General features: G+C 42.4%; 11 protein-coding genes and 2 pseudogenes. 9 read left to right on the plus strand and 4 right to left on the minus strand.

Features of this window, described 5'->3' with window-relative positions; genetic code table 11:
• Positions 1-90: 90 nt before the first annotated feature.
• A complete protein-coding gene (locus LC20001_RS03485) occupies positions 91-1,458 on the minus strand; it encodes an IS4 family transposase (RefSeq protein ID WP_099235908.1) in 1,368 nt (455 codons plus the stop codon).
• 294 nt (positions 1,459-1,752) lie between these two features.
• On the opposite strand from LC20001_RS03485, the pseudogene LC20001_RS03490 reads away from it, so the two are divergent.
• A pseudogene (locus LC20001_RS03490) lies at positions 1,753-2,853 on the plus strand (IS30 family transposase).
• Between the two features lie 121 nt (positions 2,854-2,974).
• Positions 2,975-3,802: a Cof-type HAD-IIB family hydrolase gene (locus tag LC20001_RS03495; protein WP_010011781.1), complete on the plus strand. Its 828-nt coding sequence runs from the start codon at positions 2,975-2,977 to the stop codon at positions 3,800-3,802.
• A 3-nt stretch (positions 3,803-3,805) separates the two neighbouring features.
• On the opposite strand, the gene LC20001_RS03500 is transcribed toward LC20001_RS03495, so the two are convergent.
• Positions 3,806-4,417 (minus strand): hypothetical protein, encoded by a 612-nt coding sequence (locus LC20001_RS03500; protein ID WP_010011780.1) that lies wholly within the window; start codon positions 4,415-4,417, stop codon positions 3,806-3,808.
• A 122-nt stretch (positions 4,418-4,539) separates the two neighbouring features.
• Positions 4,540-5,247 carry a GntR family transcriptional regulator gene (locus LC20001_RS03505; protein ID WP_010011779.1) on the minus strand — a complete coding sequence of 236 codons (708 nt, stop codon included), beginning with the start codon at positions 5,245-5,247 and terminating at the stop codon, positions 4,540-4,542.
• 302 nt (positions 5,248-5,549) lie between these two features.
• On the opposite strand from LC20001_RS03505, the gene LC20001_RS03510 reads away from it, so the two are divergent.
• The 5 genes and pseudogenes from LC20001_RS03510 (at position 5,550) to LC20001_RS03530 (ending at position 10,499) form a co-directional block, all read left to right on the plus strand.
• Positions 5,550-5,888 (plus strand): PTS lactose/cellobiose transporter subunit IIA, encoded by a 339-nt coding sequence (locus tag LC20001_RS03510; protein ID WP_010011778.1) that lies wholly within the window; start codon positions 5,550-5,552, stop codon positions 5,886-5,888.
• A gap of 39 nt (positions 5,889-5,927) precedes the next feature.
• The gene (locus LC20001_RS03515; RefSeq protein WP_010011776.1) at positions 5,928-7,385 is read left to right on the plus strand and encodes a 6-phospho-beta-glucosidase; all 1,458 of its coding nucleotides are present in this window, start codon (positions 5,928-5,930) and stop codon (positions 7,383-7,385) included.
• A gap of 218 nt (positions 7,386-7,603) precedes the next feature.
• Positions 7,604-8,350: a MurR/RpiR family transcriptional regulator gene (locus tag LC20001_RS03520; protein ID WP_010011774.1), complete on the plus strand. Its 747-nt coding sequence runs from the start codon at positions 7,604-7,606 to the stop codon at positions 8,348-8,350.
• A gap of 259 nt (positions 8,351-8,609) precedes the next feature.
• Positions 8,610-9,898: pseudogene (gene celB, locus LC20001_RS03525) on the plus strand (PTS cellobiose transporter subunit IIC).
• A 142-nt stretch (positions 9,899-10,040) separates the two neighbouring features.
• On the plus strand, positions 10,041-10,499 hold the full coding sequence (locus LC20001_RS03530) for a hypothetical protein (protein ID WP_010011773.1): 459 nt from the start codon (positions 10,041-10,043) through the stop codon (positions 10,497-10,499).
• Positions 10,500-10,529: 30 nt separating this feature from the next.
• Here the strand turns inward: LC20001_RS03530 and LC20001_RS03535 are convergent, their stop codons facing one another.
• Positions 10,530-11,207, minus strand: a complete 678-nt coding sequence (locus LC20001_RS03535; protein ID WP_010011772.1) for a prepilin peptidase — start codon at positions 11,205-11,207, stop codon at positions 10,530-10,532.
• Between the two features lie 311 nt (positions 11,208-11,518).
• On the opposite strand from LC20001_RS03535, the gene rpsL reads away from it, so the two are divergent.
• Both rpsL and rpsG read left to right on the plus strand, forming a co-directional pair.
• On the plus strand, positions 11,519-11,932 hold the full coding sequence (gene rpsL, locus LC20001_RS03540; RefSeq protein WP_003680373.1) for a 30S ribosomal protein S12: 414 nt from the start codon (positions 11,519-11,521) through the stop codon (positions 11,930-11,932).
• Between the two features lie 72 nt (positions 11,933-12,004).
• Positions 12,005-12,475 carry a 30S ribosomal protein S7 gene (gene rpsG / locus LC20001_RS03545; RefSeq protein WP_003680374.1) on the plus strand — a complete coding sequence of 157 codons (471 nt, stop codon included), beginning with the start codon at positions 12,005-12,007 and terminating at the stop codon, positions 12,473-12,475.
• Positions 12,476-12,553 lie beyond the last annotated feature (78 nt).

Genomic DNA, 12,553 nt, shown 5'->3' on the forward strand with positions numbered 1-12,553 from the left:
GACTTAGATTAGAATAATAAACTAAGTCGTGAAAGTTCCAATTCGAGTAATCCCTTAGTCCACCAAGCTTTACAGCCTAAAAATTAACCTTCAACTATTGCTCATGCTCAGCGTGATCAGCGCCGAAGTTTGAATCGATAAGCCATTTAAAAATTGGTCAATCAGTGTCTTGATCTGCGCAGTCATTTTTGCAGGTGATTTAGTCACCTTTAGGTTAGTCAACTCACCTAGTAACTGGCCGATTGCAGTCGCCAGATCAATGATCGGCAGTAAGGTATCCAATTGATAGAAAATATCGCCAATCGTTGGGTCGCCTGGTTGGCGCCGCTGTTGCCAAGCCAACAGATCATAGGTCATCATGGTCACAGCCATATGCGCACAAAGCCCGTCATAATCCTGGATCTGAGTCTGATCAAGGCGTAAATATTGTTTGGCGGCCTTAAAATAGTTCTCAATCTGCCAACGGCGACTATAAAGTTGAATGATCGCTGCCGGGGTCAGATTGGTTTTTGTGGTCGCTAACACCAGGTAGTCGTTGGCGCAATGGCGTTTAGCGACAAAAACTAAGCGTAACGGTAACTTTGCGGTAGCGGTCTGAACCACGCAACTATATAAATAGTCGGCTCGTGGTTGACGATGCGATTGACGTAAGTACTGATAGAGCGTTTTGACGGTGTATTGGCGGCCACGATAGCGGTAATAGATCTTCTTGGTCCGTTTAAGCATGCCAATACCGATCAACTTTTGGTCGTTTAACGCCGCAAACATTTTAGGCGAGGTAAACCAACTATCGAATAGCACATATTTAGCTTTGAGCCCATTTGCCCGCGCTTGCTTGATCAGTTCTAGTGCGACCGCTGGCATTGGCCGCATCGCTTGGGCCCGCCGTTGTCCGGCTAAGGTGCGTTGATCTAAAGTTTTAGCTGGTGTGCCCACCCGATTACGTGCTTTCTGTGACGACAAAACTGCCGTCGTGACTGGCAACACGAGCTGGCCGTTACTCCAAGCCAAGGTCAAACCACGGTAACCTTTTAAGTAGCGTTGCCGATCATGATCGAAGGTGTTGGCTAAAAGCTCGGTTTGTTTCGCATTCAGTCGTGAGATCAGGGTGTCATCAATGATCAGCGCACCACTTTTGCGGGCGTCGAGCCACTGTGCTAGGCCAGTAATCACCCGTTGTGCCAATAAACAACTAAGCCGTTGCCAATTGATCCGACCGTCATTCAAGATATTGTAGACCGTGCGTTTGGTACACATGCCTGGTGCTTCTGCTCGGTAAAGTGTCCGCCGCTGGAAAATAACCTTGAGTAACCAAATCAAGATTGCAGTTAGTGAAACGTTAGAATGGCGGTGATCATTGAGCAAGCGGACCAAAGCTGGTAGGTGCGCCAAGGCACAAAATTGGGTAATTATTTTAAAACTTGATTTTTCAATTTTATTTTGCGGTATACTAGCCATAGCACAAGCACTCCTTTGTATCGTGGTTTAGACGACTCAAGTATACTTCAAGGAGCTGCTTGTGTTTAATTTTGGGCTAAAATAACCTAGTGCAATCAGGGTTTAGCTGGGTTTTGAACTTTCACGGTTTAGATAATAAAGATATCGGTTATACAAAGTTATAATATAAAATGCGCGCGTTTTATAATCAAGTTAGCCAATTAGATCCGGCTAATTGAAAAAATAAAAAACACCAAGACAAATCTCTGTTATCATTGATGTTCCAACACAAAAATGAAAGAGGTTATTGTCTGGATGCAAGAACAGAATACCACAGTCCGAGAAAAAGGTCACCACCTAACTTCATTTGAGCGCGGCAGAATCGCCACGCTACACAGCCAAGGATACTCTAACCGCGCAATTGCTAGAGTTATCGGCGTTTGTCATCAAACAATCAGTAATGAACTACGCCGTGGTGAGATCGACCAAGTTAAAAAAGTGAACGGTCAACGGCAATATCACCGCGAGTACTCGCCAGAAGCGGCACAGGCCAAATACGAAGCTAACCGAATGTCCTGTCATCGACCTTTGAAACTCGCTGGTGTCGCTGACTTTATCAACTACTTTACGGCCCATTTGCACCAAGACGGTTGGTCGCCTGATGCCGCGGTGGGCCGCGCTAAACTTGAAGGCTTATATCAACCTGAGGAGATGGTTTCGACCAAGACGTTATACCACTATATCGATGCGCAACTACTTGAAGTCCGTAATCTTGATCTGCTCGAAAAAAACCGGCGCCGCACCAAACACCACCATTCACCCAAGCATAAGCGTCTGGCCGGACGAAGTATCGAAGAGCGACCTAAAAGTATTGATCAGGTGGTTCGCTGACAAGACTATCTCCATAATTGCGGACGAAGTATCGAAGAGCGACCTAAAAGTATTGATCAGCGCCAAGAGTTCGGTCACTTTGAGTTGGATACCGTAGTCGGTAAACGTAACGGCCAAGAAAGTGTCATTCTAACGCTGATCGAGCGCCAATCTCGCTGTCAGATCCTGCGTTTGATTGATGGCCGTGACGCCGATTCAGTCAACTACGAACTGGCTAAGATCTGCCAAGAATACGGGCACATCATGAAGTCCGTTACCGCTGACAACGGGGCAGAATTCGCAGCGGCGGGGACGGTGCTTGACGGGGTTGCCGACCTTTATTATGCCCACCCTTACCGCTCTTCAGAACGAGGCACAAATGAGGCGCATAATCGAATGATCCGTCGTGATGTGCCTAAGGGCCTGTCCATGGATACTTTAGGCCCTAGTGATATCCAAGCAGTGGAAGCCAAGCTAAACAACTTACCACGCCGGCAGTCAGGTTACCAAACCCCAAAAGAGCTTTTCTCCGCTGCCGCTGGCTAAAGATTGAATCTTTAAAATATGAATATCAATGAAAATACTGTCTTGCCGGGATTTATTGCGTGGCTAATTTGTTCTTGCAATTTGGGATAATATAAAATGAGTTGGATACGGGGGTATAAGAATGATCTCTTTAGTTGGTACTGATCTAGATGGCACCTTGTTTAATGAGCATAGTCAGGTATCGGTGGCTAATCGTCAGGCGATTCAGCAAATGAGCGCACAGGGGGCAAAAATTGCTATTTGTTCTGGGCGAACCTTGCCAACGGTGGATGCATTATTGCGCGATACGTTACAAGTACCAGGATATCGTGTTTGTTTAAATGGTGCTGTTGTGTATGATCCCAACAATCAACCGTTAGCGGCAATACCAGTAGCTAACGAGTTGTTGATCGCAGCCTTTAAAATTGCACAGCATTGGCAGGTTCGGTTATGCATTTGTAGTTTAGACCAGATGCTAGTATTTGAGCCAAAGGAACTAAAACCGCTGGCCACGCGTGATCAACCTGATGGCCAGAATCAGCAAATAACGAGTTTAACTGAGCTGGAACAGGCTTTAACGCAACCCAATGCTAAGTTCTACAAATTTACGATCAATATGACGCACCATAACGTCTTAGGTGTCAGGCAAGCGGCCAAGGCAATCCAACAATTACCGCTACACTTTGTTCGTTCGGGCCGCTTTTTTTATGAAGCGACCGCACCCGGTGTGGATAAGTCAGCTGGGTTAGCAATTGTTGCTGCTCACGCTAACCTTGAAATGGCCGACTTTATGTGTTTTGGTGATTATGAAAATGATCTAGAAATGATTCGCGATGTTGGTTACGGGGTTGCCATGGCCAACGCAATTCCTAGTGTTAAACAAGTTGCTTGGCGTGAAACTGCTGATCATGATCGGGATGGGGTTGCACAAGTTCTGCAGCAGGTAGTCGCACAGCATTTGGCAATTTAGGGCCTATTCCCAGTATATAGCTGCTAAATCAGAGACTAGAGTGGGATATTGGTTCTTAGCGGCTAGCTCATTATAATCTGTGGCAATCATTTCTAAAAGTTTCTGGTAAGTAGGTGCAGCTTGTAGGCGCTGCTCTAATCCAAAGGGATCTTCATAAGTAACCTGATTATTCGTCGCCCATTTGATCACGGCAGGAACGACGCGAATATCTTGGTTGACGCAATAAAAATCATGATTAGTGGTACTGAATAATAGGAAAAGCCAGAAATTCATATTGGTAAGTGGATTACCAATCCCGGGACTGGAGCTACGTAAGACGCCTAGCTGGATACCATTGATGTAGCCAGGGAAAATACTGCCGAATTGCTCGGCTTGATCGGTGTATAAGTCGATTTGGGTAGGTTGAAAATCAAGTGTTACATTGTGATTTTTACCGTTACTGATCATCCATAGTCGTGCAAAAAAAACACCAAATTTCCCTAATTTACGTGGATATAAGTGACCATCGATTTGGATATTAGTGCGGGTCAGCATACGGTGAATGTTTTCTGGATCATGAGTACGATTGACTTGTGCATTTTGCTTGATTGCTGTTGGAACTTTAGGTTTTAGCATATAGCCCATCTCCTTTTACCCATAGTTTAGCATTAAAAATTAATTATACTAGTATTAAATGTACCAAAAAGGCGTTGCGACAGTTTAGCTGTTCAACGCCTTTTTGGTTGAGGAAAATAGCCCTAATTACTAGTTAAATTGGCTGAATGGAAGTAGAAATTCAGTCCAGGATAAACATAAATTGTTGTTGAGAAGTTGAAGATGATGTTATTCCCATAAAAATTTAGCTGATTCATTGTTAAAGCAGGTGTCCCCGTTGGTAATTCAAGTAGGGCAGCATCTTCTTCCGTCAGCTTTTCTAAGGAAATGTAATCTTCACTATTATTAGCGCTAATACCATAATTTTCGCGTAGGAAAGTAAAAATAGATTGATTGACGCTTTCAACTGACAAAAATGGTACTTCAGCACGTACATAGTAGGCTTGCTCCAAACAGTAAAGCTCGTTATTCAAATACCGCAGTCGGATCACACGATAAAGCTCGCTGCCGTTTTTGATGCTCATACGATTGGCCAAGGCTACGTCAGCATTGATCTTATCAAAGGTGATCACCTTTGATACTAATTTACCGTCGGCTAAGTGTAAGGGTTGTCCCGCACCAACCGATAAATTGATCACAGTTTTTTCCGATAAACTGATGTCGTTAATAAAATAACCGCTACCCTGTACTCGGCGTAGTAATCCCTTTTGATAGACTAAGTCGATCGCTTTACGAATTGTGTTGCGACTAACATTGTAACGCGCCATCAGCTGAACTTCAGTGGGTAATTTTTTGTCGAATAAACCTTCATTAATTGATTTCGTAATATCGTCCGCAATATCGTGGTACACAGTCATCACTCCTGTAAAAAAAATTAATGGTACTTGTAAAATTGGTACCTACGAGTTATACTTTCGTTGTAATGAAAGCGATTTATATGTCAACTCTTTTCGCTCGCTAAAACCTTGAACCAGTCGAATACAGTCGGCGCAAGCGCACAAAACGTTGCAACCCCTTTGTTTGATGCTAACACAAAATGACTAATGGCGCACTCTAATATTTTTCATTTACCGGTGTTGATCTGTGTTTGGCCCTAGAAAATAGTCTGAAATACGTAATCGTTATTTAAATGAAAATGAGGTAGGGATGGCAAATGATCGAAACCGAAACTGAGAACAGTAACTTACAGGCAGTAATGGGGTTGATTCTAAATGGCGGTAACGCAAAAAGTTCAGCCTTTGAGGCAATTAATGCCGCTAAAACGGGTGACTTTACAACGGCTGACGCAAAATTAGCTGAGGCAGATAAATTTCTTGTGGATGCCCACAATGCCCAGACTGGTATGCTGACAGCGGAAGCTAATGGTGAACACGCGAATGTATCACTGCTGATGGTCCATTCGCAAGATCACATCATGACGGCGATCACTTTCCGCGACCTAGCCGGTGAGATCGTTGATTTATACAAGCGTTTGGCGCAAGCAGGTAAATAAAGATCTAGTATTCTAAATAAAGATTACGGAGGCTTATATATGAGTGACGGAATGGCAATGCCTAAAGGTTTTTTATGGGGTGGTGCAGTTGCTGCCCATCAGTTAGAAGGCGGCTGGCAAGAAGGTGGTAAGGGCGTTAGCATCGCTGATGTAATGACAGCAGGTGCTAATGGTGTACCACGACGGGTAACCGATGGGGTTAAAAAAGGTGAGATCTATCCTAATCATTGGGGGATCGATTTTTATCATCGTTATCCGGCAGATCTAAAGTTATTTGCTGAAATGGGCATGACTTGTTTTCGGACATCAATTGCTTGGACCCGGATTTTTCCTAATGGGGACGAAACTGAGCCAAATGAAGCCGGATTGAAGTTCTATGATGATTTATTTGCGGAGTGCTTAAAAAATGGCATTCAACCGGTAGTGACGTTATCACATTTTGAAATGCCGTATCACTTAGTTAAGGCTTATGGTGGTTGGGGTAATCGTAAATTGATCGATTTCTTCCTTAATTTTGCGGAAGTTTGCTTTAAGCGCTACAAGGGCCAAGTTAAATACTGGATGACTTTCAACGAGATCAATAATCAGACTGATTGGCGTGATCCACATCCATTATTGCAAAATTCAGGTCTTCAATTGGATGAAAACGATAATTGGGAAGAAGCAATGTACCAGGCAGCCCATTACGAAATGGTAGCCAGTGCTTTGGCGGTTAAGTTAGGTCACGAGATCGATCCAGATTTTCAAATTGGCGCAATGGTGGCAATGTGCCCGATCTATCCACTGACCGCGAAGCCAGCTGATATTATGATGGCTGAGCGTGCGATGCAAACACGCTATTATTATGGCGATGTTCAGGCTTTAGGTTCTTATCCAGCCTGGTTGACAAAATATTGGCAACGCCATAACTATCAGATCGATATAACTGCTGCTGATAAAGCTGCTTTGCAGGCGGGAACTGTTGATTATGTTGGTTTCAGCTACTACATGTCTTTTGTCACTGAAGCAACAAAGGACGATCCAGATTTTGTTTACGATGAAGCCAATGACCTAGTCAGCAATCCCTATGTTCAAAAATCAGATTGGGGATGGCAAATTGATCCAATTGGTTTGCGTTATGGGATGAACTGGATGACTGATCGGTGGCACAAACCATTATTTATCGTCGAAAATGGTTTTGGTGCGCATGACAAAGTTGAAGTTGACGGCAGTATTCATGATGATTATCGGATCAAGTATTTCCACGATCATATTTTACAAATGGAAAAAGCCGTCGTTGATGATGGTGTCGATTTAATTGGTTATACCCCATGGGGACATATTGATCTAATTTCAGCTAGCACCGGTGAGATGGCAAAGCGCTATGGTTTTATTTACGTCGATCAGGATGATTTAGGTAAGGGCACCCTAAACCGTTCGCGCAAGGATTCTTTTTATTGGTTCAAGCAAGTGGTTGCTAGTAACGGGGCTGATCTAAGCATGAAGCCTCAGTATTAAAAACTATAAATGTCGTATTTTAGTCGTTTAGTGTTTAAGCACAATAACGACATGTTAATCGTTTTAAAAGGATAAGGCGGCAGCTGCTGCCTTATTTTAATTTCAGTTTGGTGATTGACACCGATATATGGAATTTATTCCTACCAATAGTTAAACGTGGTAAACTTACTTTAGTCCATACCAATTCTTTTTAATCTAAAAAAGCAGAAGGTGACAGCATGTTCTCATACCAGCAGATCCGTTCACTCAATCAGCTAGAAATGACGGTTTATAAATTTATTATCAGCCATCCGAATGATGTTGAACGTTTGACGATTCGACAGATGGCTGAACAAAGCCATGTTTCTGCCACTACGATTCTTCGTTTTCTAAAGAAGGTCGGCTATAGTGGCTTCTCTGAGTTTAAGTTTGCATTGAAGCAACAGCGGCAACAAGAAGCAGTCCAACCAAAATTACAGGACTTGGCGCTAATCAAGCAATTCTTCGATCAACTTAGTGATCATCATTTCAATGATCAGATTGCTCACGCTGCAAGTATGGTGGCGGCCGCTAAAACTACGATTTTTTTCGGCTTAGGTACAAGTGGTAGTTTAGCGCAATATGGCGGCCGTTTATTCGCTAATTATGGTATTTATACGCTGATGATCTCAGATCCGTTTCGTACGCCGCCAGTAGTTGAACATGATTTTTATGATAGTTTGTTGATCTTGTTGTCAGTTTCAGGGGAGACTGAAGAAGTTTTGCGGCAAGCACGTTTTTATAAGGAAAATGGTGCCAACATATTGGCAATCACAGCCGATGCGTATTCGACGTTAGCTCAATTAGCCGATTTTAATATTGCATATAATATTCCGCAGACACAGGACGTGCAGGGGCATTTATCTACCCAACTACCAGTTGTCTTTTTATTAGAACAAATTGCACAACACGCGTATCAAGAAGTCGCAGAGCATTTAGTGCTATAGCTTCGGAATATGTTCCAAGTGCGGAACATGTTTTTTTGTACAGTACATTTTCTAATTATGGGTAGAAGGGTATACAAGCTTTATACCAGGTGGTACATTTATTATGTTGAAAGCGCGTTCAACTGTGCTATTTCAATAATTAATGTTAGCCGTAGTCGATTTTTATTCTATTTGTAAATTGCCATTTATAAGATTGCGGGTAATAAAAAATGGGGGTTTTTGTATGAGCGAGAAGAAGTCCAGTTTCGTACAGGATTGATTGATACCATTAACTGGTAAAATCGCTTCTTCACGTCATCTAGTTGCATTGCGTGATGGCTTTGCGCTAGTTATGCCGCTGATCATCATCGGCTCAGTTTTCATGATCATCAGTAACTTTCCAATTCCAGCTTACTTGGCTTGGATGACTTCTGTATTCGGTCCTAATTGGGCGACAGTAGTTGGTTGGGCAACTAACGCAACGTTCTCGATCATTGGGATGGTTGCAGTTATTGGGATCTCTTATCAATTGGCACAATCGTATAAGGATGTTGATCCTTTGGCGGCTAGTATGATTGCCTTAGGTGCATTTATGTTAACGATTCCGTTGCATATTGATAAAGCCGGTGCTGCATTTGTTCCGTTAGCACAACTTGGTTCTGTTGGTTTATTTGAAGCCTTATTGATTGGCTTGTTCATCACTGATTTTATGTGTGGATGATGCATAAGAATTGGCAGTTCCACATGCCAGATACAGTTCCACCGGCCGTTGGTAATGCCTTTTCTTCATTAATTCCAGGTTTTGTGGTCATTATTGTAATGTGGTTGATTCGCTTAGGTATCAGCTTTACTTTCTTTAAAACGATTCCTAATGTGATCACCGTTATTTTAACACAACCATTAACTGCCGTTGGTGGTTCCATCTGGGGTGCGCTAGTTGCTGAATTCTTCGTTTCCTTCTTATGGTTATTCGGTATTCACGGGGCTAACGTTGTCGGCGGGATCATGGCACCAATTTGGTTAGGTCAAATGGCACAAAATGCTGATGCCGTTAAAGCACACAAAGCAATTCCGAATATTGTTAACCAACAATTTGTTGATAACTTCGTTCATGCCGGTGGTTCTGGTGAAACGATCTCCTTAGCTTTGATGATGTTTTTCTTAGCTAAATCTGCTAACTTAAAAGCCATTGGTCAGTTAGCGGGTGCGCCTGCACTATTCAATATTAATGAGCCGATCATGTTTGGGATGCCGATCGTTTTGAACCCAGTCATGGCTATTCCATTTATCGTTGTCCCGCTGGTATCGGTTATTACAACCTATTACTCAATGAAATTTGGGTGGGTGGCTAGAACCATTGGGGTTGCCGTTCCTTGGACAACACCGCCAATTATTTCTGGTTGGTTAGCAACAGGTCATTTATCCGGTGCTGTTTTGCAATTAGTCAACTTTGTTATCGGTGGGGCAATTTACTACCCATTCTTCAAGTTTGCTGATCGTCAAGCTTTGAAAGCTGAAGCAAAAATGGCTGCAGAAGAAGCTGCTGCTGCACAAGAAGCAACTAACTAAGCATTCTATAAAAATCTGTCGGCGTTTGCGGCAGATTTTTTTAGTCAATGGTCAATTAGGCCTGAATACGCTAAGATAAGTGTATAAGGCTAAATAATAACAATCATTCAAAATAAAAAAGTCTGTGAAGGGAAGACAGATCATGAGTAAACATAAACGAGTTGCCAGTGTTCAGGCTGAAGCAGCTGCACAAAAAAATGTGGATACGATTCTGCAGAATATGCATAAGGGGCAAAAAACAATTGCATCATTACCTAAATGGTCACAAGAATTAGCTCATCATCGCTTTGGTTGGTCAGAACTTATTTCATTTTTACCATTGATCATTATTACGCTGACATCACCGTTGTTGTCTAGTCAGGTATCAATGGGGCAAGGCTTGGTGGTTAACAAGAATGCCTTGTTCATCATTCCTTTTGCCAGCTTATTGATCTCAGCCGGATGTTATTTGAATGTTAAAATCCGGCGTAAGGGTGAACGTATTACCGATATCGATCATTTTGCGATGAATGAGATTTTTACCTTGTTATCGAATGTTGTTGTGGTTGCGCTTTGTTCAGGTGTTTTAATTTATCAATTGATTCGAGTATTTACCGCTTAATAAAATGGCTAAACCGCTTAACGCGGTTTTTTAATGCAGAAAAGTGAAAAGCTGTTGCAGCCAGATACCAAGACTGAGGTAGGGGATGAACGGAATCGTTTTGTGTTGGTAAAATGCATGTCCACCGATAGCCAATAAACAAGCAAACAACAGCATTTGGATCGTACTGTTAAATCCATAAAGTAGTCCTATTCCAGCCAGCAGTTGAACATCACCGCTACCAAGGCCACGGGAGAAATGAGCAAATAAACCGAGTCCACTTACGAGCAACAACATAGCCGTCAAATGAAGCGGTTCGTGTGGCAGCAATAGTAGCGTTATTAGCCAGGGCCAAAATAAAACGGGCAATAAGATACGCTGTTTAATGTCGATCCAACTAAATAAAAATAAGCCAGCAAACAATAAGCCAGTAAAACTTGGTGCAGCGGCCGTAAGCCAAATAAAGAGACCAAGAAAACCGCCGATAATTTCGCTGACCCAAGCGGCCAATGGAATTGGTGTTGCGCAGTAATAACAATGCCCCCGTAATAAAGGGTAACTGATCAACGGTAATAGCTGCCACCAACAAAGGGGATGTTGGCAAACCGTACAATGAGACTTGGGTTTGATGAGCGACTGGCCAGCCGTTAAGCGTTCTGCACATAAAAAGAGACCTGAAGCTAAACTAGCTCCAAAATAAATGATCAGTGTATATAATAGAAGTAACATGATAATCCTCCAGATAAATTGTCAGCGGGGTGTAAAAATAGGTCACTATATTTAAACTACGCAATTTTTTCGTAATTTGTTTTTGATCGTAAGTTGACACTGCGAAAATAGCATGGTATTCTAACAAAGGTGCTTTTTGTCGAACAGTTTTCCATTTAATTATGGGCGTGCTGACTGTGAGCGACTGCACATTGATTTCTAGATGTGTTTTCACTCTTTTTTATTGCGCGTAATTCACTACATTTAAAAAAGAGACACCTGGAAGTGTGGACTTATATTTTTGATTTGATTAGGAAGGGAGAATTCTATAGATGCCTACGATTAACCAATTAGTACGTAAAGGTCGTAAATCTAGAACTACTAAATCTGATGCACCTGCTTTAAACTTCGGGTACAACAGTATGAAAAAGATCCAAACTAACAATCCTGCACCACAAAAACGTGGGGTAGCAACTCGTGTCGGTACAATGACACCTAAAAAGCCTAACTCCGCATTACGTAAGTATGCGCGTGTTCGCTTGTCTAACTTGATCGAAGTTACTGCTTATATCCCTGGTATTGGCCATAACTTGCAAGAACATAGTGTTGTTTTGATCCGTGGCGGCCGTGTTAAGGATTTACCTGGTGTACGTTACCATATCGTCCGTGGTGCTTTAGATACTGCCGGTGTTACTGACCGTATGCAAAGCCGTTCCAAGTACGGTACAAAACGTCCTAAGAAATAAGACACTTAATTAACGCTAAAAACATAATTATGTTAGCAAGTAATGACTTGCTGATTCAGGAGGTTACGTAATATGCCAAGAAAAGGCGCTGCAGCAAAACGCGATGTATTACCAGATCCAATTTACAATTCTAAATTGGTTACGCGCTTGATCAACCGTTTGATGGTTGACGGTAAGCGTGGTACTGCGTCCACAATTCTTTACAAATCATTTGACAACATCAAAGAATCAACTGGTAACGATCCATTGGAAGTTTTCGAACAAGCAATGAAGAACATCATGCCAGTTCTTGAAGTTAAAGCTCGCCGTGTTGGTGGCTCTAACTACCAAGTACCGATCGAAGTACGTCCAGATCGTCGTACAACATTAGGTTTACGTTGGTTGGTTCAATATTCACGTCAACGTGGCGAACATACAATGGATGAACGCTTAGCACGTGAAATTATGGATGCCGCTAACAATACCGGCGCAGCAGTTAAGAAGCGTGAAGATACGCATAAAATGGCTGACGCTAACCGTGCATTTGCACATTATCGTTGGTAATCTAAAGTTATTAGTTAAAAGTCGGGCTATTATATGTGTTTCCATATAGTAGCCCCTTTTGCTGAAACGGCTTAATTA

Source organism: Loigolactobacillus coryniformis subsp. coryniformis KCTC 3167 = DSM 20001 (assembly GCF_002706425.1).
Taxonomy (GTDB): domain Bacteria; phylum Bacillota; class Bacilli; order Lactobacillales; family Lactobacillaceae; genus Loigolactobacillus; species Loigolactobacillus coryniformis.

Bases quoted from the DNA above. Each gene is read 5' to 3' on its own strand.
- LC20001_RS03485 (WP_099235908.1), bottom strand. From the start codon at position 1,458: ATGGCTAGTATACCGCAAAATAAAATTGAAAAATCAAGTTTTAAAATA.
- LC20001_RS03495 (WP_010011781.1), top strand. From the start codon at position 2,975: ATGATCTCTTTAGTTGGTACTGATCTAGATGGCACCTTGTTTAATGAG.
- LC20001_RS03500 (WP_010011780.1), bottom strand. From the start codon at position 4,417: ATGCTAAAACCTAAAGTTCCAACAGCAATCAAGCAAAATGCACAAGTC.
- LC20001_RS03510 (WP_010011778.1), top strand. From the start codon at position 5,550: ATGATCGAAACCGAAACTGAGAACAGTAACTTACAGGCAGTAATGGGG.
- LC20001_RS03515 (WP_010011776.1), top strand. From the start codon at position 5,928: ATGAGTGACGGAATGGCAATGCCTAAAGGTTTTTTATGGGGTGGTGCA.
- LC20001_RS03520 (WP_010011774.1), top strand. From the start codon at position 7,604: ATGTTCTCATACCAGCAGATCCGTTCACTCAATCAGCTAGAAATGACG.
- LC20001_RS03530 (WP_010011773.1), top strand. From the start codon at position 10,041: ATGAGTAAACATAAACGAGTTGCCAGTGTTCAGGCTGAAGCAGCTGCA.
- LC20001_RS03535 (WP_010011772.1), bottom strand. From the start codon at position 11,207: ATGTTACTTCTATTATATACACTGATCATTTATTTTGGAGCTAGTTTA.
- rpsL (WP_003680373.1), top strand. From the start codon at position 11,519: ATGCCTACGATTAACCAATTAGTACGTAAAGGTCGTAAATCTAGAACT.
- rpsG (WP_003680374.1), top strand. From the start codon at position 12,005: ATGCCAAGAAAAGGCGCTGCAGCAAAACGCGATGTATTACCAGATCCA.